The organism is Streptomyces sp. SL06, assembly GCF_058244745.1.
The window spans coordinates 17,542-38,005 of sequence record NZ_JBSYOT010000002.1; the positions used below are offsets into that span (position 1 = coordinate 17,542).

Here is a 20,464-nt window from a genome sequence, read left to right on the forward strand (position 1 = left end):
ATGACCGTCTCCGATTCCGCCACCGGCAGCCTCGCCGCCTTCGCCGCGCAGTGGGAGGACTGGCACCGTGCGAAGGACTCCGCGCTCGCCCATGAGCACGGCTTCCTCGCCGTCACCGGCCTGCACTGGCTGGGCACGGACGCCCAGCGCTTCCCCGACGCGCCCGGCGCCTGGTCCACCGGCGCCGACGGCGTCGGCGTCGTGCTCGGCGAGGGTGAGGAACTCGTCGTCGACGGCACCGCGGTGCGCGGACAGCACTCGTTCGGCGTCATCCCGGAACGCGGTGGTGTCCAGGCCGTATGGGGTGACGCGGTGATCGAGGTCGCCAAGCGCGGCGGTCAGGACGTGATCCGGCCGCGGCACCCGGGGCATCCGCTGCGTACCGGGTTCACCGGGACGCCCGCCTACGCGCCGGACCCGCGCTGGGTGGTCTCGGGCACGTACGTGCCCTTCGCCGAGCCGCGGCCGACCACGGTGGGTGCCGCCGTGGAGGGGCTGTCGCACGTCTACGACGCGCCCGGCCAGGTTCTCTTCCAGGTCGACGGGCGGGAGTTGAGCCTGACGGCGTTCAACGGGCGCACACCGGGAAGCCTTCTGGTGCTGTTCACCGACGCGACCTCCGGCGTGACCACGTACCCGGCCAACCGCGCTCTGCACATCGGCGCACCCGAACCGGACGGCACGGTGGTGCTCGACTTCAACCGCGCCACCAACCTGCCCTGCGCCTACACCGACTTCGCGACCTGCCCGCTGCCTCCGGCCGAGAACCGGATCCCGGTCGCGATCGAGGCCGGCGAACAGATTCCCCACGAGCGGAAGCAGGCCGCACGGTAAGTCCTGCGGTTCATGTGAGCGGTCCGGCGGGAGCGGCGGCGCGGCACCGGGGCGTTCGTCACTCTTCGCCGGCTGTTCCGGACTCGCGCAGCCTGGGCAGCAACTGGTCGCCGAGGCGGGCGATCTCCTCCTTGTAGGGAGTGTCGGAGAGCACGAAGTGGGTGATGCCGAGCTTGCGGTAGTTGTTCAGCGCCGTGGCCACGTCGTCGGCGGACCCGACCAGCCAGGTGGTCGCCGCTCCCCCGCCGCCGAACCGGCCCGGCGTGGTGTACAGGCAGGTGTCGAGGACCTCACCGCGCTCGGCCAGCTCGAACAGCCGCCGCTGCCCGACCGCCGTTCTGCGGTTTCCCGTCCAGGTCGGTTCCTTGGCGGCGGTCGCCATCCGCTCGACCTTCTCCTCGGCGTCGTGCCACGCCTGTTCGGTGGTGTCGCGCACCAGGGTGGTGATCCGCAGCCCGAACTCCAGGGGTTTGTGCCGGCGGTCCACCTCCTCGCTCAGTGCCTTGAGGCGGTCGACGCGTTCGGCGAGCCCGTCGAGCGGCTCTCCCAGAAGAGCTGGACGTCGGCCGCGGCGGCCGACACCCGCTCGGCCGCCGCGGAGGCGCCGCCGAAGTACAGCGTCGGGTGCGGCCGTTCGTCGGTGGCGTGGGGGCGTGGCGCGACGGTCGATCCGGTGACCTGGAAGTGCTCGCCGTGGAAGGTGACGTTCTCCTCGGTCCACAGGCGGCGTACGAGGTGCAGGAACTCCTGGGTGCGCGCGTAGCGTTGGGCGGGATCGGTGTTGGTGTCGCCGTAGGCGGCGGGGTCGTCCAGCCCGCTGACGATGTTGACCAGGACACGCCCGCGGCTGAGCCGGTCGAGGGTGGCGGCGGCGGAGGCGAAGTGGGCGGGGTGCCAGTAGCCGGGCCGGACCGCGATCAATGGCTGGAAGGTGGTGGTACGGGCGGCCAGCGCGGTGGCGACGGTGAAGGTGTCGGGGCGCCCCCAGCCGGTGCCGAGCAGGGCGCCGCCCCAGCCGTGGTCCTCGGCCGTGCGTGCCAGGTCGGTGGAGTACTCGATGGATCCCCAGCCGGTGGTCGTGTCGTCCCCTCGGTGGCCGGGTTCGACGGTGTTGGGGATGTACCAGAGGTACTGCTCGCTCATGTGGTGTCCGATCTCGGGGTGGCCCGGGGCGCGGGTGTCGGGGGAGGCGTCGGGGTTCGAGAGCTGTGGCGCAGGGACGGCCGTGCGTGGGGACCGTCCGGCCGGGCGCGGTGTACTGCCGGATCACCGCCGGGCAGAGGGCGGACCGGGGGACGCGGGGAGCGGCGTCAGCGCGCGGCGGGCCTCGGCATCAACACTGTGCGCTGGACACACGGACGAGGTCGACACACAGCTCACTGGTGAGGAGCGGGACCTCGGGCATGGGATCGAGTCTCAGTGTGATCGTCCGTGATGTCAATGCGGCCCGGTCGGTACCCGGTTCGTGTCCCTGTTCGTACCGCGAGACGGCGGTTGACAGATTTCGCAGCCCCCGCACAGACTTTCTCCCCATGAGCCCCAAGAGCCGGCAACCACTGCTGACCAGCGAGCGGTGCGTCGACCTGCTCAGGGTTTCCAGCGCGCGCTGTTGAACGGGCCCCGGGGCTGACGGCCCCGCCCTGACAGCTCCTTCTCGCCCCTCGTGCCCGCTCCCGCACGGCCGTGGGCTCCTTCGCCGCCGCCCCGCCGCCACTCCTGTCCGCCCGCGGCCAAGGAGCCGGTTCGGGGCCATGGGGCGCCCTCAAGCGCCGTGACGACCACGACCGGGCGCCGTCACCGAGGTCTTCGGCCACCCGTTGGTCCCGTACCCCGAGCAGTTGGCCGGCTCCGTCGCCGGACCCGCGCCGGCGATTTGTTGAACTCCCCGAGGAGACAGATGAGTCACGCATCTCGCACCCGGTCGTGGAAGGAGCAGCCCCGGTGACCCGGCAGCTGCACCTGAACGTCAACATCCTCAACGCCGGTGTCTTCGGCGGCTCCTGGCGGTTCCCCGGCACCGACCCGTTGGCGAGCTACGGCGTCGAGCACTACACGCAGATCGCCAGGAAGGCGGAGGCGGCGAAGCTGGACGCGGTGTTCCTGGCCGACGGTCCGGTCCTCGAACCGCTGATCCGGCACCGGCCGGGCAACAACCTCGAACCCACCACCGTGCTGGCCCGGATCGCCGCCCGGACCGAGCGGATCGGACTGATCGGCACCCTGTCGTCCAGTTACAACGACCCCGCCGAGCTGGCCCGCCGGATCGCCGACCTGGACCACCTCAGCGGCGGGCGGGTCGGCTGGAACGTGGTCACCACCGCGGGCGCCGCCGCCGCGCGCAACTTCGGCCGGAGCGGCGAGCCCGAGCACGCCTGGCGCTACGAGCGGGCGGCGTCCTTCACCGAGGAGGTCGTCGGCCGGTGGGCGGACCGCACCGGTCTGCCCTCGCCGCAGGGGCGGCCCGTCGTGGTGCAGGCCGGCGGCTCCAGTGACGGCCGCCGGCTGGCGTCCCGGGTCGGTGAGGTCGTCTTCTCCGCGGACCAGGATCTGGCCCACGCCCGCGCGTTCCGCAACGAAATCCGTGCCGGGGCGGCCCGGTTCGGGCGCGACCCCGAGGAGGTCGTGGTGCTGCCGGGTCTGTCCACCGTCCTGGGCGGCACGGAGGCGGAGGCCCGCCGGCGCCGCGAGACCCTGGACGAGGTGCTGCCCGACGCCTACGCCCGCCGGCGCCTGGCGGGTCAGCTCGGCATCTCCCTGGACGGGCTCGCGGACGACGAGCCACTCCCCCGCGAGCTGCTGGTGGAGCCGGACGACGCGGGCGGCTCCCAGACGTTCTACCGCATCGTGAAGTCGCTCATCGACCGGGAGAATCCCACCCTGGGGCAGCTGTTGCGCAGGCTCGGCGGGGGCGGCGGTCACCGGATCGTGGTGGGCACGCCCGAGCAGGTCGCCGACGACATCCAGCGCTGGTTCCAGGAGGGCGCGGCCGACGGCTTCAACGTCATGCCCGACGTGCTGCCGTCCGGCTTCGACGACTTCGTGGACCATCTCGTGCCCGAACTGCGGCGCCGCGGCCTCTTCCGCCACGAGTACACCGGCCGGACGCTGCGCGACCACCTCGGCCTGGGCCTGCCCCGCCGTCCGCGGCCGTCGCCCACCCGCCCCGGACCGGAAGAGCGGAGTTCCGTATGAGCACGGCCCTCGTCCTCGGCCTCGCCGCCGGGGCCTGCACCGACGCCACCGCCGAGGCGGTCGAGGCCGCCCGCGACACCGGCGTGAGTGCCGTACGTCTGCTGGACGGCGCCCCCGGCCGGGTACTCGACCCGGTCACCGCGGCCGCGCATCTGGCCGGGCGCTTCACCGGACTGCGCTGGCTCGTGGGCGCCCCCACGACCCGCAACGCCCCCTACAACCTCGCCCGCCGGGTCCTCTCCCTGGACCGGGCCACGGGAGGCCGTGCCGGTCTGGTGCTGCGCGCCGGGGACGGCGACGAGGTCAGCGACGCCGCGGTGCCCGATCCCCCGGCGGACTCCCGGTCGCGGCGCTGGGCGGAGTACGCGGCCGTGCTGACCGGACTGTGGGAGAGCTTCCCCGCCGACGCCCTGCTCGGCGACCAGGACGCCGGTGTGTTCGCCGAGGACACCCGCATCCGGCCGCTGGGCCACGAGGGGAGTTTCTACCGGGTCGCCGGTCCGCTGGACGGGCCGTCCTCCCCGCAGGGCCGGCCGGTTCTGGTGGCCGACGCCGCCGACGAACCGGAGCCGGCCGCCGTCCTCGCGTCGGCCGACGTGGTGATCCTGCCCGAGGAACGCGGCGGGCCGTCGCCGTCCGCCGACGGTCTGACGGCGGCGTTCGAGCGGGCCGGGCGGCGGCGCGAGGAGGTCGTGCTGCTCGGCCGCGCCACCTTCCCGGTCGACGGCGCCGACGCCCCGGAGCGCTCCGCCGCCCGCCTGGCGGAGCGGGTCGACCGGTACGATCTGGACGGGCTGGACCTCACGGTCACGGACAGCACGGCCGGGCTGCGCGCCCTGCTGGAGGCCCTGGTACCTCGGCTCGGGCCGCGGCCGGGACCGACGCTGCGCGACGCGCTGGGCCTGCCGGTCCCCGTGCCCGCCGGGGCCACGTCATGACCGGGACGCTCGGTGCCACCGATGCCACCGATGCCGCCGGACGCGCCGCGCCCCCGACGGACGCTGCGGCCGACGCCCCCACGGTCGCCGGCATCCGTGCCGCGATCGCCCCCGTCCTGGCCGGCCTCGCGGCCGGCGCCCGGGAGCGCGAGGGCACCCGTGAGCATCCCTTCGCCGAGGTGCGCGCGCTGGCGTCGGCGCGGCTGCTGCTGATCGGCATCGCGGCGCGGGACGGCGGCGCGGGCGGGACGGTCCGTGACGTGGTCGAGGCGGTCGTCGAGGTCGCCCGTGCCGACTCCAACGTGGCCCAGGCCCTGCGGTCGAGCTTCCTGACGGTTCATCAGGTCGCCACCCGCGCCGACCTGCCGCACCGGGGGCGCGCGTTGCAACGGCTGCTGAACGGCGACCTGTTCGCCGGGACCAGCAACGAGCGCAGTGGCGGCGCGAGCGGCTCGGTGCGCACCACCCTGCGCCGGGCCGGCACCGGCTACCTGCTCAACGGCACCAAGTACTACAGCACCGGCGCCCTGCACGCCGACTGGTTCGGCGGCACCGCCCTCGACGAGGACGGCAGCGTCGTCCGGTTCGACATTCCCGCCGGCCGGGAGGGCGTGGAGCTGCTGGACGACTTCGACGCGATCGGCCAGCGGCTCACGGCCAGCGGCAGCACCCGGCTGACCGACGTGCACGTCGCCGAGGACGAGATCGTCCGCGCCGATCCGACCCGGCTGCGCCACCCCTGGCAGGGGTCGTTCGCCCAGCTCCACCTGGCCTCGGTGCAGGCCGGCATCGCCGCCGCGGTGCTGGACGACGCCGTGTGGTTCGCCCGGACGAAGGCCCGCCCCATCAAACACAGCACGGCGGACCGCAGCGTCCACGACCCGTACGTCCGGCACGTCGTCGGGCAGATCGGTGCCCGCGCGCACGCCGCCCGCGCCGCCGTCGTCCTCGCGGCCGAGGCGGTGGAGCGGGTGCGCCACGTCCCGGACGAGGAGGCCCGCACGAGCGGTGCGCAGGCCGCCGTCTGTGTGGCCCAGGCCCAGTACGTCGCCGTGGAGTCCGCGCTCAGGGCCGCCGAGCTGCTCTTCGACGTGGGCGGCGGCTCGGCGACCGGCCGGGAGTACGCCCTCGACCGGCACTGGCGCAACGCGCGCACCGTCGCCAACCACAATCCGCGGGACTGGAAGGCGGCGGCGGTCGGCGCGTACCACCTCACCGGGGAGGACCCGCCGACCACGGGCCTGTTCTGAGACCACCTGACCGGCACGGACGAGCGAACTCCGCGACGACACGACCAGGAACGGAAGACCCTGCATGTCAGCCTTCGGCACCTACGACACCCTCTACCGCGCGGCGGCCGACCGCTACGAGAAGCTGCCCTACCGCCGCACCGGCACCTCGGGCCTGCGGCTGCCCGCCTTCTCCTTCGGCCTGTGGCAGAAGTTCGGCACGGACTACTCCTACCGGACACAGCGCGACATCGTGCTGCACGCCTTCGACCTGGGCATCACCCACTTCGACAACGCCAACCGCTACGGTCCCCCGCACCGCGCCGCCGAGAAGTTCTTCGGTTCGGTGCTGCGCGCGGACCTGGCGGCCCACCGGGACGAGCTGATCCTGTCCACGAAGGCCGGCAACCCGATCGGCCCGAGCCCCTACCAGCGGGGCGGCTCCCGCAAGTCGCTGCTTTCCTCGCTCGACCACAGCCTGCGCGACCTGGGCACCGACCACGTCGACATCTTCTACAGCCACAGTCCCGATCCCGACACCCCGCTCGATGAGACCGTCGGCGCGCTGGTGAGCGCGGTCACCTCGGGCAAGGCGCTGTACGCGGGCATCTCCAACTACGGCCCCGAGCAGGCCCACGAGGCGGCCGTGCTGCTGCGCCGGGCGGGGGTGCCGCTGCTGGTGCACCAGCCGCGCTACTCGATCTTCGACCGGCGTCCGGAACTCAACGGGCTGACCGATCTGGCCGCCCGGGACGGTTTCGGTCTCGTCGTCTACAGTCCCCTCGCCCAGGGGCTGCTCACCGACAAGTACCTCACCGGCGCAGTTCCCTCGGGGGCGCGCGCGCAGAACAGCACCTTCCTGTCGCCGGACGTCATCGACGACACCTACCGGGAGCGGGCCACGGCCCTCGACGACCTGGCGCGCGGGCGCGGCCAGTCCCTGGCGCAGTTGGCGCTCCAGTGGGTGCTGCGGCTGCCGCAGGTGACCAGTGCGCTGATCGGGGCGAGTTCGCCCTGGCAGCTCGACCACAATGTGCGGGCGCTGGACTTCCCGCCGCTCACCGAGGACGAACTCGCCGTGATCGACAAGCACGGTGTGCACGGGACCGCGGTGAAGGTCTGAGCCGAGGCCCCGTCCCGGAGACTTCGCCGGCCGGACCGCGTGCGGCGCTCCGGCCGGCGTCGTCCGTCCCGTCTCAGCCGACGTCGACGGCGGCGGCGGCGCTCCGGGCTCCCGGTACGGCTTCCAGCAGTTCGCGCGTGTAGGGGTGGCGCGGCGCGCGGAACACCTCCTCGACCCGGCCGGTCTCGACCACCGCGCCGTGCCTCATCACCGTGACGTCGTCGGCGATGAGGCGGACCACGCCGAGGTCGTGGGTGACGAACACATAGCTGAGTCCGCGCTCGGCCTGGAGGTCGACCAGCAGTTGCAGTATCTGCGCCTGCACCGACACGTCGAGGGCGCTCACCGCCTCGTCGAGGACGAGGACCGCGGGGTTGAGCGCGAGCGCCCGCGCGATGGCGACCCGCTGTCGCTGGCCGCCGGAGAGTTCGCCCGGCAGCCGGCTCAGATGGCTCTCGTCCAGTGCCACCGCCTTCAGCAGCTCGACCACCCGCGCGGTCCTCTCCCGCCGGCCGGCCGCCAGTTTGAAGGTGCGCAGCGGCTCGGCGACCAGCTTGCCGACGGTGTACCGCGGGTCGAGCGAGGTGAACGGGTTCTGGAACACGAACTGGAGGTCCCGGCGGATCTCGCGCAGCGCCCGGCGGCCCAGGCCGGTCAGCTCCCGGTCGCCCACGTGCACGGTGCCGCTGTCGGCGGCGGCGAACCGTACCAGGACGCCGGCCAGTGTCGTCTTGCCCGCGCCGGACTCGCCGACGATCGCGTGCGTGGTGCCCTCGCGCACGACCAGGTCGACGCCGTCCAGTGCGCGCAGCTCTCGCCGGCGGCCCCGCTCACCGCGCAGGTGGTAGCTCTTGGTGAGCGCCCGCGCCCGCAGCACCGGCGGCCGGTCCTCGCCCGCGGGGAGCGCCCGGGTGCCGGATGCCGGCTCCAGCCGGCCGGTGTGCCGCCCGGGGGCCGCGTCGAGGAGCCGCCGGGTGTAGTCGTGGGCGGTGTTCTCCAGGACCTGCCCGACCGGGCCCTCCTCGACGATCCGGCCCTCCCGCATGACCAGGATGCGGTCGGAGCGGTCCAGGGCGACGCCGAGGTCGTGGGTGACCAGCAGGACGCCGATGCCGAGTTCCTCCCGCAGCCGTACGAGGTGGTCGAGGATCACCTTCTGGACGGTGACGTCGAGTGCGCTGGTGGGTTCGTCGGCCACGACGATCCGCGGCTCGCCCGCCAGTGCGACGGCGATGAGCGCACGCTGCTTCATGCCGCCGCTGAGTTCGTGGGGGTACTGGTGGAAGACCCGCTCGGCGTCCACCAGACCGGCGGTGCGCAGGCTCTCCAGGGCGGCCTGCCGGTGGTGTGCGGCGCCGCGGTCCTCGGGCGCGTTGAACCGTACCGCCTCGATGACCTGGTGCCCGATCTTCTTGACCGGGTTGAGGGAGGTGTTGGGGTCCTGGGGGATGAAGCCGACGTAGTTCCCGCGTACCCGGGCCATGCGGCTGTCGCTCCAGCCGGTGACGTCGACGCCGGAGTAGGCGATCGAGCCGGACCGCAGCCGTGCGGACGGCGGGAGGAGGCCGAGGGCTCCCTGGAGCAGGGTGGTCTTGCCCGATCCGGACTCCCCGACCAGCGAGACGAACTCGCCCTGGTCCACGTGGAGTCCGGCTCCTCGCACGGCGGGGGTCCACCGGCGGCGGCCGGTGCGGTAGTCGATCGCAAGGTCGGTGATCCTCAGCAGCGGGTCCCGCTGCTGCCGGGGTGCGTGCGTCATCGGCGGTGTTCCTTCCGGTACGAGGTGCTGATGCGGTGGGTGGCGATGACGACGAGTGCGAGTGCCGTGCCGGGCATGATCGAGGCCCATGGGTGGACCGCGACGTAGTCCCGGCCCTCCGCCACCAGCAGGCCCCACTCCGGCTCGGGCGGGGGCGCGCCGTAGCCGAGGAAGCCGAGCGAGGCGACCGCGAGCACGGCCGTGCCGACCTCCAGCGCGGCCAGCGCGATCACCGCGTTGAGCGAGTTGGGCACGACGTGGCGGGCCAGTACGCCCAGTCGGCGGCCCCCGAGTCCGTAGGCCGCCTTGACGTAGTCCTGGGTCACCACGGTGAGCACCTGGGCTCTCATCACCCGTGCGAAGGAGGCGATGGAGGAGACGCCGACGGCCAGGGCGATGTTCTGCGTGGAGTAGCCGAGGACGGAGACGGTCACCATCGCGAGCAGCAGACTGGGGATCGCCAGGAACACGTCGACCACGCGCATGACCGCGGTGTCCACGATGCCTCCGCCGAAGCCGGCGACCAGTCCGAGGAGTGTGCCGATGCCGAAGGCGACGATGACGGCCAGCAGGGTCGCGGTGAGGGTGGTGTGCGCGCCGTACACGGTGCGGGCGAACAGGTCCCGGCCCAACCGGTCGGTGCCGAACCAGTGTTGGGCGCTCGGGGGTGCGAAGCCGGTGGTGCTGTCGCCTTCGTAGGGGCTGTAGGAGGTGAACAGGGCGGGGGCGACGGCCCAGCCGATCACGGTCAGCACGACGAGCCACGAGATGACCAGGGAGGGTTGCCGGGCGAGTTCGCCGAGGCGGCCGGCGAGCGGGCGGGCGGGGCCGGTCCTGGTGGGCGGGGCGGGCACATCGAGTTCGACGGTCATCATGTTCCTCTTCAGGCCGGCAGGGGCGAGCCGGTGGCGAGGGTGGCCCGCAACCGGGGGTCGAGCAGCGGGTAGATCAGGTCGACGGTCAGGTTGATCACCGCGAAGCCGGCCGCCACGAGCACGACGGTGCCCTGCACCAGGGGCGCGTCCAGGGTGTTGATGGCCGCCTGGGTCGTCCGGCCGATGCCCTGGCGGGCGAAGACGGTCTCGGTGATGACCGATCCGGCGATCAGGTTGCCGAAGGTGATGCCGGCGATGGTGAGTGCGGGCAGGGCGGCGTTGCGGAACACGTCGCGGACGACGATGGAGTTGCGGGTGGCTCCCTTCGCCCGGCTCGTCGTGACGTAGCCGGACCGGAACTCGGTGGCGAAGCTGCGCACCAGGAGTTGGGCGATGGGACCGGCGACCGGCACGGCGAGTGTGATCACCGGCAGGACGAGGCTCTTGGCGCCGCTGTCGCCGAAGGCCGGGAACCAGCCCAGGCGGAAGGAGAAGATCTGGAGCATCAGGATGCCGGAGAGGAAGACCGGCACCGAGACGGCGCCCGAGGGCAGTGCCTCGACGAGGTTGCGCAGCCATGCCCGGTGGGTCGAGGTGGCGACGAGGGCGACGGCGAAGGCGGCGAGCAGGGCCAGCGCGAGGGCGCCCGCGGCGAGGGCGAGGGTGCTCGGCAGCACGTCGAGGACGGTGGCGGTGACGGACCGGCCCGACTGCACCGAGTTGCCGAAGTCGCCGGTCAGCGCGTTGCCGAGCCGGGAGAGGTACTGGAGGAGCACCGGCTTGTCGAAGCCGTAGCCCGCCGCGACCTGCTCGCGGACCTCGGGGGTGACGGTGTTCAGTTCGGCGGGGTCGAAGAGCAGGTCCACCGGGTCGGCCGGCAGGACGAACAGCAGGACGAAGGTCAGGGTGAAGGCGGCCCAGACCACGAACAGGGCCCGTCCGACCTTCAGCGCGAGGTAGCGCAGCACGACGTTCCTTCCTTGGGGGACGGGCCGGTGGCCGCCGGGCCGGGCCCGGCGGCCGCCGGCCGTCACTTCCCGTCGCTCTTCCAGGCGTCCACGAAGTGGTTGCGGGACTGGGCGTCGAAGACGATCCCGTGGACGTGGCCGGCCTGGGCGATCACCTGCGCGGGGTTGTAGACCGGGTTCACCAGCGCGTACTTGTCGAGCAGCAGGTCCTGTGCCGCCTCGGCGTACCGGCGGCGGGTGGCCGGGTCCAGGGTCAGTTCCAGCCTGCCGAGGGTCTTGGTGACCTCGTCGGCGTCGATTCCGGTGGAGTCCTCGGTGACGTAGGAGCCGTTGCCGAGTGCGGGGCCGTACTGGAGGTTGAGGACGGCGGGGTCGTTGCGCGAGCGGTTGGCGGCGGTGATGTTCCAGTCGGTCTTCGCCTTGGCCACGGCGGCGGAGTAGTCGGGGATGGGGACGACGGTGAGCCTGAGATCGATCCCCAGCTTCCTGAGATCCTGCTGGATCGACTCGTAGGCGGGCTTGTTCACCACCAGGTTGTTGATGCCGATCAGCTTGACGACGAGTTTCTTGCCGTCCTTGACCCGGACGCCGTCCGGGCCCTTCTTCCAGCCGGCCCGGTCCAGGAGCCGGGCGGCCTTTTCCGGGTCGTACTTCAGGACGGAGCCGCTGTAGTCCCGGTAGCCGAAGACCGAGGGTTCGAGGACCGAGGTCGCCACCGAGTAGGAGTCGGTGAGCACCGTCTTCTTCAGTGCCTGCCGGTTCCAGCCGGTCTGGATGGCCCTGCGCACGGCGATGTCGTCGGTGGGGAAGAGTTGGGAGTTGAGGTTGAAGAAGATCGAGGTGCCGGACACGGGTCGGTGGAGGATCTCGAAGCCCTGGTCGGCCAGGGTCTTCTCGTCGGTGGTGCCCACGTCGAGCGTGGCGTCGATGGCGCCGGACTCCAGCGAGCCGGTCCGCACGCTGGACTCGGGGATCGTGTTGAAGACGATCCTGTCCAGGTAGGCCTCGCCCTTGTGGTGGAGCGCCGGCGGGGCCCAGTCGTAGCCCTTGCGCCTGACCAGGACGGTGTTGGTCTGCGGTTTCCAGGACTCGTAGACGAAGGGTCCGGTGCCTATCACCTTCGTCGGGTCGGTCCGCTGTTTCGCGCTCAGCTTCAGTGTCGCGGGGGACAGGAAGCCGGGCCCGGCGTTGGCGGTGAAGGAGGAGGCCTGGAGGAAGCTCGCGAGGGGCTTGTCGAAGCGGATGACGGCGGTGTGCCGGTCGGGTGTGCGGGTCTCGAGGTAACCGGGCAGCAGCGTGGCGCCGTTGGGGAGGATGTCCAGCTTCTCGTCGCCGCGTACGTACTGGTCGAGGTTGGCCTTGACCGCCGCGGAGTCGAACGGGGTGCCGTCGCTGAACGTGACGTTGGTGCGCAGATGGAAGGTGAACTCGGTGAGGTCCTTGTTGTACTCCCACGACTTGGCCAGCCATGGCGTGATCCTGCCGGTCTCCGGGTCCTGCCAGGTCAGCTTGTCGGTGATGTTGTCCCCGATGAGGGACTCGGCGTAGTTGGTGCCCCACTGCGGGTCGGGGCTGCGCTGGTAGTCGATCAGCGCGAACTGGAGGGTGCCGCCGCGCACGGGGGTGCCGTCCCCGGCGGTGCGGTCGACGCCGTCGTCTTCACGGGTGAGGGCGACGGTGCCGGCCACGACGAGCAAGGCGGCGACGGCTCCGGCGGCCCAGGGCCATTTCCTGCGCCGTGGCGCGGCACGCTCGATGGAACTGCGAAGGTCGGACATGGGGATTCCTCGGGGTCGTGGCGGCATGGAGGTCGTGCTTCGGGAGGACGACGGTGCGCGGGGCTCAGATCGGCTGTGTCACCGGCCTGGCCAGGCCGTAGCGCTCGCGGAGGGTGGGGGCGGTGTACTGGCGCGGGAACAGGCCGCGTTCCTGGAGCAGCGGCACCACGAGGCGGGTGAAGTTCTCGAAGTCGACCGCGGTGTCGGCGGGCATGACGGTGAAGCCGTCGGCCGTGCCGGCCCGGAACCAGGCCTCCAGGTCGTCGGCCACCTGGGTGGCGGAGCCGACGAGCAGCCGGTGGCCTGATCCGCCGGCCGAGCGGTGCACCAGTTCCCTCGGGGTCCTCGGGCGTTCGGCGATCAGCGCGCGCGTGGACCGGCTGAAGCCGGCGGAGAACGCCCCCTGCGGCGGGGCGTCCGGGAGATCGTCGGACGTGATGAGGTCGTCGGGCCCGTACGAGCCCGTCGGCAGCCCGAGTTCGGCCGTGACGGACGCGGCGAGCCGCTCCAGCGGAAGCGTTCCGTACAGCTCGCGCTCGCGCCGCCGGGCCTCGGCCTCGGTCTCGGACACCAGGACGACCACGCCGAGTGAGACCTTGACGTTGTCCGGGCGGCGACCGGCGGCAGCGGCCCGCCGGCGGATGTCCTCGCGGAAGGCGGTCGCCCTGCTCCGGGTCTGGGCCACGGTGAAGACCATGTCGGCGAACTCGCCGGCGAGTCGGAGACCGCCTTGCGAGCCGCCGGCCTGGACGATCACCGGCCGGCCCTGCGGTCCGGCGGGTACGGGCAGCGGTCCGCGCACCGAGAAGAACTCGCCGTTGTGGTCGACGGTGTGGATCCGCGAGAGGTCGGCGTATCTCCCGCTCGCCCGGTCCCCGACGACGGCGCCGGGCTCCCAGGCGTCCCACAGGCGCGTGACCACGTCGAGGAACTCGTGCGCCCTGCGATAGCGGGTCTCCTTGTCCGGCTGTCCGTCGGCGCCGAAGTTCGCGGCGGCGGCCGGGGTCGCGGTGGTGACGATGTTGACCGCGGCCCGTCCCCTGCTCACGTGGTCCAGGGCGTTGAACCGACGGGCCAGGTTGTAGGGGGAGTTGTACGTGGTCGAACTCGTGACGACGAAGCCGAGGTGTCGCGTGCTCCCGGACAGGTGGGCCAGCAGGATCAGCGGATCCAGTCCGGTGCCCGGCGAGTCCTCGATACCGGCCCCGAGGGCGGGTCCGTCGCCGAGGAAGACGGCGTCGATCCCGGCGTCCTCGGCGGCCTCGGCGAGCCGTTCGAAGTGACCGATGTCCAGGTGGGCGAGGGGGTCGACGTGGGGCAGCCGCCAAGCCTGCCGGAAGTGTCCGGGGGTCAGCAGCGAGAGGTTGAGGTGAAAGCCCGTCATGACAGGGGTGCTCCCATCCGGGTGGTCGGTGGTGCGCGCGGCAGCGGTGTGCGGGCGCTCGGTCAGGTGTCCTCCAGGGGCCGCCAGCCGAGCGACGGCGCGATCTGCCGGGCGGTGGCGGTGAGCAGGCGGAGGTGTTCGTCGTACTCGGGTACTCCGGGGACGAAACTGACGAGCAGGTCGGTGACCGCGGCCAGGGCGGGGTCGGCGGCGAGGGCCCGGGAGACGGTCTCGGCCGGGCCGATCAGCGACCGGTCGCGCTCCAGGTACTCCTCGACGCCCAGTTCGCCGGCGGCGCGGTCCTTGGGCGCCCACGACTGCCAGCGGCGCACACCGGGTGTGACGGCCCGGACCGCGTGGGCCGGGTCGGGGTGGGGGTAGAGGGCGCGTGAGATCTGGACGCGTGGCTCGTGCCCGGCCGAGGTGGCGGCCTCGCGGTAGGCGGCGACGAGGTCGCTCTGCTGCGCCACGTTCTGCCGGCCGGGCCAGTCACCGGCCCGGGAGAGCTGCAGTCCGTCGCCCGCCCCGGCGGCGGCGACGGCCGCCGCGACGGCCCGCGTCGGCTCGCTGGTGGTGGCCTGCCAGAGCCGGCGCCGCACACCGTGTCCGGGTGGGTGGAGCGTCTCCCCCGCGCTGTTGACCGGCCGTCCTTCGAGGACGTCGTGCAGCTTCGCCACGCTCTCGTCGAACAGCCGGTGCCGGTCCTGCGGGCTGCGGCCGAAGGCCTCCCACGCGGTCGGGAACGGCCCGGAGCCGACGCCGAGTTCGAGTCGTCCGCCGCTCAGCGTGTCGAGGACGGCCGCGTCCTCGGCGACTGTCAGGGGGTCCGCGAGGGGCAGGACGAGCACGCCGGTTCCCAGCCGTATGCGGGTGGTGTGCTCGGCGATCGCGGCCAGCAGGACGAGCGGGACGGAGACGTGCTCGTTGCCCTGGCGGAAGTGACGGTGGATCACCCAGCCGGAGTCGTAGCCGAGTTGCTCGGCGGCCACGAACAGGTCGACGGCCTGCCGGTAGGCCTCGGCGGGGGCGAGGTCGGAGTCGAGGTGGAGCAGGAAGCCGAGCCGGAAGGGCCGGCCGTCCCGTACCCCGGCGCCGATCACGCCCGCGGTCTCAGACACGGGCCCCCCTCCCGGCGGTCTCGGGTCCGGCCGTCTGCCGCGACCGCCGGCCGCGGTCGTAGGAGGACTCGGGGGCGGCCCCGTTGACGAGGAAGTCTCCGACGATCCGGGGCTTGTGGACGACGGGGTTGTGCGAGGCGAGGGTTCGGGCGTTGCGCCAGTGCCGGTCGAGGTGCGCGCTGAGCCGGACCGCCGACGAACCACCGGCGTCGAAGGCGCGGTTGGCGGCGTCGAGGGCTGCCTCGATGATGGCCACCTTCGCCGCCGAGACGTCGATGTGGTTGGCGGCGCAGGCCTCCGGCGAGCCGCTGCGGTCGGCCGCCTCCAGTCCTTCGGCCGCCGTTCGCAGCAGGGAGTCGACGGTCAGCAGGCGGGCGTGGAGGTGGCCGACGACCGCGAGCACCTCCGTGTCCCGGGTGGCCTGTGCGGACAGCGCGTGGGGACTGGTGCGTTCACGGGTTCTCACCAGGGCGGTCGTCTCGTCGAGCACGCTGCGGGTGATGCCCGCGAGGTTGGCCAGGTGGACGAGTTGGACGAAGGCCGGCAGGGACCGCAGGCTCTCCTTGAACCGGCCCAGGTCGCCGTGCTTCTCGACGGGGACGCGGTCGAAGTGCGTGGTGCCGCTGCCGGTGAGCCGCTGGCCGACGCCGTCCCCGTGGTCGACGTGGTCGACGTGGTCGACGCCGGGGTGGCGCGCGGGTACCACCACGAACCAGCGGTTGCCGTCGTCGTCGGCCACCGCGACCCGTATGTGGTCGGCGAACAGCGCACCGGTGGAGTAGAACTTGGTGCCGCTGACCACCCTTTGGCCGTTCACCTCGTGCACGCGCGTCGTCGGCGTGAAGTCAGGGCTGATGGCGGCCGGTTCGGACTGGGCGTTGCCGAACAGGGAGCCTTCCGCGATCCGGCGCAGCCAGTGTTCCCGGGTCTCGGGGTCGTCCGTGTGCCGCAGTATCTCGACGGCGGTGAAGTGCCCGCGCAGGATCTGGGGGATGTTGGAGTCGGCCCTGCCCGCCTCGGTGAGCAGGCGGAACAGGGTGGGCAGGTCCGCGCCGAAGCCGCCGTACTCGACCGGGACGCGCAACCTGCCGAAGCCGGCGTCCGCCAGTTCGCGCACGAACCGGTGCGGATGCTCGCGGGACAGGCCGCGCTCGCCGGCCCCGGCCTCCAGTCGCCGGAAGACGTCCCGGAAACGGTCCACTGCTTCGTCCAATGTGCCGGCCGCTTGGCTCATGGTGCTCCTTCGCTACGTCAGCGCCGTCCAACCGCCGTGCGGGCACGGCGCATCGACGCACCCGCGACCGGAACCGGACGTGGGTGTGTGAGGTGAGGGAGAGGTGATGTGGGTTCTGCGCCGGTCACGGCGACGGAACGGACCGCGGCGGTGCGCGGTCCGTACGGGGTCACAGCGAGCGGGCTCCCGCGGAGCCGAGCCGTGGGCGCGTCAGCGCGCGGACGGGTCGGCCGGCCGGGGAAAAGAGGGGCGCGGCGCGTGGATCACGCGGCGAGGGGCCTCAACAACGGGCGCTGGAAACCCTGAGCAGGTCGACGCAGCGCTCGCTGGTCAGCAGAGGGTCCAGGAGGCTCATGGCAACAGAGTTTGTGCGGGGGCGGGATTGCTTGTCAACCATGTCTCACATCGCACAACGCCGCCGCCTTCGGCCTCACTTCGCCGGTGCGGGCGGCGTTTGTGTCCTCGCGTGAACGGCGCACCACGCCGCTGTGACCAGGAGCGCGGGAAGCAACGCGGCGATGCCGTGCAGCCACCGTTCCAGCAGCGTGAACGCGGTGGCGCCGAGAATCAGCAGTCCCATCGTGACCAGGGCCCGCCGCTGGGGCCGTCGTTCGGTCACCGCCTCGGCGACGGCCTGGGTCAGCAGGCCGGTCAGGTACGCGGTCGTGGTCCGGGGGCTCATGGCGACCCGGACGCCGGCGTTCTGACACCCCATCGCCGCCGACACCGTGCCCAGCATGACCGCGCGCGCTCCGCCGCCCGGGTGGCCGTCCGCCGAGAGCCACCACGCGGCGACCGCCCACAGCAGTACGAGTTCGAGGAGCAGGAAGTCGGCCGCCGGGAACCGCGTGCCGCGCAGGGTGCGGGCGGCGGCCCAACTGCCTCCCGCCGCCCCCAGCACATAGCACAGCACCGCGAGGCCGGCCAGCGCGCCGAGTGCCGGATCGGCGCCTCCCAGTCCGATCCCGACCGTCGCCGAGTTGGCGGTCACCACGCTCGTGAAGACTCCGCCGAGCGACAGGAAGCCCAGGGCGTTCACCGCACCCGCCGAGAAGGTCAGCAGCCACGCGGCCCGGGTGTCGGGCCGCCGCCGTGAACGGGCCGGGCAATCCCGACGACGCTGTCCGTCCGTGGTCCTCTCCTCGTCTCGTCGGCGCCTAACGCGGCCGGTCCCGCTCGCCCGTGCCGTCCGCCCCGGGCACGGGCGGCAGCGCCAGATGTGCGAGGTCCTGCGGCGGGGGCGTACTGACCGGCCACAGGGGTGCGGGGGTGCCGTCGGCGACCGCGGCCGGGGCGTCGGTCAGCCGCATGCGTTCGCGCAGTCGGCCGTAGAAGTTCGTGGGGCCCAGCCGCACCGCGCGCAGCCGGCGGGGTGAGGGGTAGACGCCGAGCCAGTCCCCCGGATCGAGTACGCCGCGCAGCTGTCCGTCGATGCTCACGGCGCCCCGGCCCGACCGTTCGAGGACCCGCAGTCCGACGGGTTCGTCCGGTGCGGTGACCACCGAACGGTCGAAGGCCATGTGCGGGGCCACCGGTGTGAAGACGAGTGCCTCGGCACGGGGGGAGACGACCGGGCCGCCCGCGGCGAAACTGTAGGCGGTGGAACCCGTCGGGGTCGCCACCAGCAGGGCGTCGGCGGAGTACGAGGCCAGCAGCCGGCCCGCGACGTAGACGCCCACGGAGATCTGCCGGTCCCTCGACAGCTTTTCGAGCACGACGTCGTTGAGCGCGGTGACGTCCAGGGCGACGCCCCACTCGCCACCGTTGTCGCAGTCGGTGCGCACGGGCGGGGGCGGCAGCAGCGGGCCTCGCCCGTAACGCAGCAGCGCCTCCATGTCCGACGGGATCTCCAGGCGGCGGGAGGCCCGCAGGGTGAGCAGCATGCGGCTCTCCGGGTCCAGGTGGTCGTCCCGTACCGCGTCGAGGGCGGAGCGCACCGCCAGTGCGGGGACCTCGGTCAGGAAGCCGACCCGTCCCAGGTCCACGCCCAGGATCAGCGCGTCGTTCTGCGCGGCCAGCCGGGCACCGCGCAGGAAGGTGCCGTCACCGCCCAGGGTGACGACGAGGTCCGGGTCGCCGGCCGCCGCCATCTCCTCCCGGGCGTTGCGCCGGGTTCCGCCGCTCCACACGTCGATGTCCGTGCACTCGACGGAGTTCTCGTGGCACCACTTTCGGACCTGCGACGCCGCTTGCGCCGCGCTCTCGCGGCCGCCGTGCACCACGAGTCCGACCCGCTCGATCGTCACATCCGCCTCCTTGCGCGTCCGTACGGGACGGCCGCCTGGTGACACCCGTGCACCGCGCACCGCCGGGCGTGGTCCTGTCCGGCCGTCACATTCCGCGCCAGATGTTGTCGAACGCGGCGTCCTCGATGTCGCGGCGCTGCCGGATGTCGGCCAGCTCCACCACCGCGTCGTTCACGGCGGCGAGGACGGCGGCGATCGCGTCGTCGTCGGGGTCGGCGCTCTGATCCGCCGTCTCGTGCCTGATTCCCACCGCGGCCGCCAGTCCCACCAGCAGGGGATCGCCGGAGGCCCAGCGGTCGGTGGCCCGCCGGCGTACCGCCGGATCGGTCGGCGCCGGCCGGTCGGCGGTGCGCCGCGTGATCCAGCGCGGGCGTCTGCGGCTGCCGTCGTCCACCCCTTCGGCGGCGAGGTACTTCGCCGCCAGGCCGCGTCCCCGGCGCCACAGCCAGTCCGCCACGGATTCGGTTCCCTCCGTGAGGAGGGAGGCCGCCGCGTCCCGGAGGGCGTCACCGGATTCCGCGGGCGCCGCCGCACGGAGGTCCACACCGTCCAGGGTCACCGCTCCGGCTGCCAGCAGGTCGGCCAGTTCCGCTCCGGCCAGGGCCAGCGAGAGGTCGCCGCGCTCCACGGGGTATGCGGAGGGAACCTCCAGGGAGACGATCGTCAGGTCGTGCGCTGTGGTCATGGCGGCGGCTCCACATCTGTCACATCTGCCGCGGCACGCGGCGCGATCCGGTTCAGCCTACCCACGCGCCCGGGGCGGGCGCCGTCGGCCGCCGAGGCGCTGTCGGTGACGAGTGGCGCGAGGGCCGCACGCGCCGCCTGTCCGGAGACGAACGACTCCGCACCGGTGTTCCCGCCCAGGGGTCAGGACGCCACCGGCGTGCCGGGCTGGAGGTCGTGGGCGCTCTGCACCAGGGCGGGGCGGCCGCCGTCGTTGGTCCGCCGTTCCCACTGGGCGTCGATCTGTTCGCGGACCTGCCGCTCCATCTCGGCGGGAAGCAGGTTCCGGTAGCGGCGGTCCTCGCCGAGCAGGACCCGCACCGCGCGTTCGAAGACCGGCTCCGGGTCGTACTGCTCGTGCGGGAAGGCCAGTGCGGCGTAGTCGTACAGGCGGTCGGCCGGGTCGTCGCGCCACTCCTTCCAGGTCTCGAACATGGTGTCGTTGAAACCGGTGAGGAACGGACCGGGATTGATCGTGGCGACCGTGACGCCGAACTCGGCGAGTTCCTGGTCGAGTGCGTCGGCGAACGCCTCCACGGCATGCTTGGAGCCCGCGTAGGCGCCGGTGAACGGGTCCACGGTGAGACCCGCGACCGAGGACATGAACACGATGCGTCCGCTGCCGCGGGCCGCCATCCGCCGGGCGATGCCCTGGGTCAGCAGGATCGGCCCGAAGACGTTCACCTCGAACTGGCGGCGCAGCCGCTCCTCCGGGATGTCGGCGCTCGCGCCGCCCTCGGACACGCCGGCGTTGTTCAGGAGGACGCCGACGTCCCAGCTCCAGGCGTTCTCGCGGTCGCCGGGGTCGGTGACGTCCAGCTTCTCGACCCGCAGCTTCACCCCGCGCTCCCGGGCCTCGGCGCGGACGGCGCTGACCTGGGCGATGATCTCCACGCCTGCGATCACCTCGTGCCCGGCCGCCGCGAGCCGCAGTGCCACCTCCTTGCCGAAACCGCTGCCCGCACCGGTGATGAGAATCGGTCCCGCCATGGTTCTCGCGCCTTCCCTGTTGGTGCCCGCGTGTGTGTGCCCCGCCCGTGGACGACGGTAGGCCCCCGGTGGC

Annotated in this window: 16 protein-coding genes and 1 pseudogene; 5 read left to right on the forward strand and 12 right to left on the reverse strand. The window is 72.7% G+C overall.

What is annotated here, in order from left to right; all coding sequences use genetic code 11:
- Complete coding sequence (locus tag AC4IHM_RS00460; RefSeq protein ID WP_490865076.1) at positions 1-834, forward strand: DUF1684 domain-containing protein; 834 nt, start codon at positions 1-3, stop codon at positions 832-834.
- 58 nt (positions 835-892) lie between these two features.
- On the opposite strand, the pseudogene AC4IHM_RS00465 reads toward AC4IHM_RS00460, so the two are convergent.
- Positions 893-1,977 (reverse strand): annotated as a pseudogene (locus tag AC4IHM_RS00465) (LLM class flavin-dependent oxidoreductase).
- Between the two features lie 798 nt (positions 1,978-2,775).
- Between AC4IHM_RS00465 and AC4IHM_RS00470 the strand changes: the two are divergent.
- The 4 genes from AC4IHM_RS00470 to AC4IHM_RS00485 all read left to right on the forward strand — a co-directional run bounded on the left by AC4IHM_RS00470 (position 2,776) and on the right by AC4IHM_RS00485 (position 7,316).
- Complete coding sequence (locus AC4IHM_RS00470) at positions 2,776-4,026, forward strand: LLM class flavin-dependent oxidoreductase (RefSeq protein ID WP_490865077.1); 1,251 nt, start codon at positions 2,776-2,778, stop codon at positions 4,024-4,026.
- Positions 4,023-4,964, forward strand: a complete 942-nt coding sequence (locus tag AC4IHM_RS00475; protein ID WP_490865078.1) for an LLM class flavin-dependent oxidoreductase — start codon at positions 4,023-4,025, stop codon at positions 4,962-4,964. The genes AC4IHM_RS00470 and AC4IHM_RS00475 overlap by 4 nt, the downstream gene beginning before the upstream one ends.
- Positions 4,961-6,214 (forward strand): acyl-CoA dehydrogenase family protein, encoded by a 1,254-nt coding sequence (locus AC4IHM_RS00480; protein WP_490865079.1) that lies wholly within the window; start codon positions 4,961-4,963, stop codon positions 6,212-6,214. The genes AC4IHM_RS00475 and AC4IHM_RS00480 overlap by 4 nt, the downstream gene beginning before the upstream one ends.
- A gap of 64 nt (positions 6,215-6,278) precedes the next feature.
- The gene (locus AC4IHM_RS00485) at positions 6,279-7,316 is read left to right on the forward strand and encodes an aldo/keto reductase (protein WP_490865080.1); all 1,038 of its coding nucleotides are present in this window, start codon (positions 6,279-6,281) and stop codon (positions 7,314-7,316) included.
- 73 nt (positions 7,317-7,389) lie between these two features.
- On the opposite strand, the gene AC4IHM_RS00490 is transcribed toward AC4IHM_RS00485, so the two are convergent.
- From AC4IHM_RS00490 to AC4IHM_RS00540, 11 genes are all read right to left on the reverse strand, one after another.
- Entirely contained in the window at positions 7,390-9,075 is a 1,686-nt protein-coding gene (locus AC4IHM_RS00490; RefSeq protein ID WP_490865081.1) for a dipeptide ABC transporter ATP-binding protein, read from the reverse strand.
- On the reverse strand, positions 9,072-9,947 hold the full coding sequence (locus AC4IHM_RS00495; protein ID WP_490865082.1) for an ABC transporter permease: 876 nt from the start codon (positions 9,945-9,947) through the stop codon (positions 9,072-9,074). The genes AC4IHM_RS00490 and AC4IHM_RS00495 overlap by 4 nt, the downstream gene beginning before the upstream one ends.
- 11 nt (positions 9,948-9,958) lie before the next feature.
- Positions 9,959-10,918 (reverse strand): ABC transporter permease, encoded by a 960-nt coding sequence (locus tag AC4IHM_RS00500; protein ID WP_490865083.1) that lies wholly within the window; start codon positions 10,916-10,918, stop codon positions 9,959-9,961.
- Positions 10,919-10,980: 62 nt separating this feature from the next.
- Positions 10,981-12,696 (reverse strand): ABC transporter substrate-binding protein, encoded by a 1,716-nt coding sequence (locus AC4IHM_RS00505; RefSeq protein ID WP_490865084.1) that lies wholly within the window; start codon positions 12,694-12,696, stop codon positions 10,981-10,983.
- 64 nt (positions 12,697-12,760) lie between these two features.
- Positions 12,761-14,080 (reverse strand): NtaA/DmoA family FMN-dependent monooxygenase, encoded by a 1,320-nt coding sequence (locus AC4IHM_RS00510; RefSeq protein WP_490865085.1) that lies wholly within the window; start codon positions 14,078-14,080, stop codon positions 12,761-12,763.
- Positions 14,081-14,142: 62 nt separating this feature from the next.
- Positions 14,143-15,198 (reverse strand): LLM class flavin-dependent oxidoreductase, encoded by a 1,056-nt coding sequence (locus AC4IHM_RS00515; RefSeq protein WP_490865086.1) that lies wholly within the window; start codon positions 15,196-15,198, stop codon positions 14,143-14,145.
- Positions 15,191-16,432: an acyl-CoA dehydrogenase family protein gene (locus tag AC4IHM_RS00520; protein WP_490865087.1), complete on the reverse strand. Its 1,242-nt coding sequence runs from the start codon at positions 16,430-16,432 to the stop codon at positions 15,191-15,193. Before AC4IHM_RS00520 ends, AC4IHM_RS00515 begins: the two co-directional genes overlap by 8 nt.
- A 430-nt stretch (positions 16,433-16,862) precedes the next feature.
- A complete protein-coding gene (locus AC4IHM_RS00525; RefSeq protein WP_490870726.1) occupies positions 16,863-17,495 on the reverse strand; it encodes a DUF1275 family protein in 633 nt (210 codons plus the stop codon).
- A gap of 94 nt (positions 17,496-17,589) precedes the next feature.
- A complete protein-coding gene (locus tag AC4IHM_RS00530; RefSeq protein WP_490865088.1) occupies positions 17,590-18,678 on the reverse strand; it encodes an NAD(+)/NADH kinase in 1,089 nt (362 codons plus the stop codon).
- Positions 18,679-18,763: 85 nt separating this feature from the next.
- Positions 18,764-19,363 (reverse strand): GPP34 family phosphoprotein, encoded by a 600-nt coding sequence (locus tag AC4IHM_RS00535; RefSeq protein ID WP_490865089.1) that lies wholly within the window; start codon positions 19,361-19,363, stop codon positions 18,764-18,766.
- A 182-nt stretch (positions 19,364-19,545) separates the two neighbouring features.
- Positions 19,546-20,391, reverse strand: coding sequence for an SDR family oxidoreductase (locus tag AC4IHM_RS00540; protein WP_490865090.1), 846 nt, complete (start codon positions 20,389-20,391; stop codon positions 19,546-19,548).
- Between the last annotated feature and the right edge of the window lie 73 nt (positions 20,392-20,464).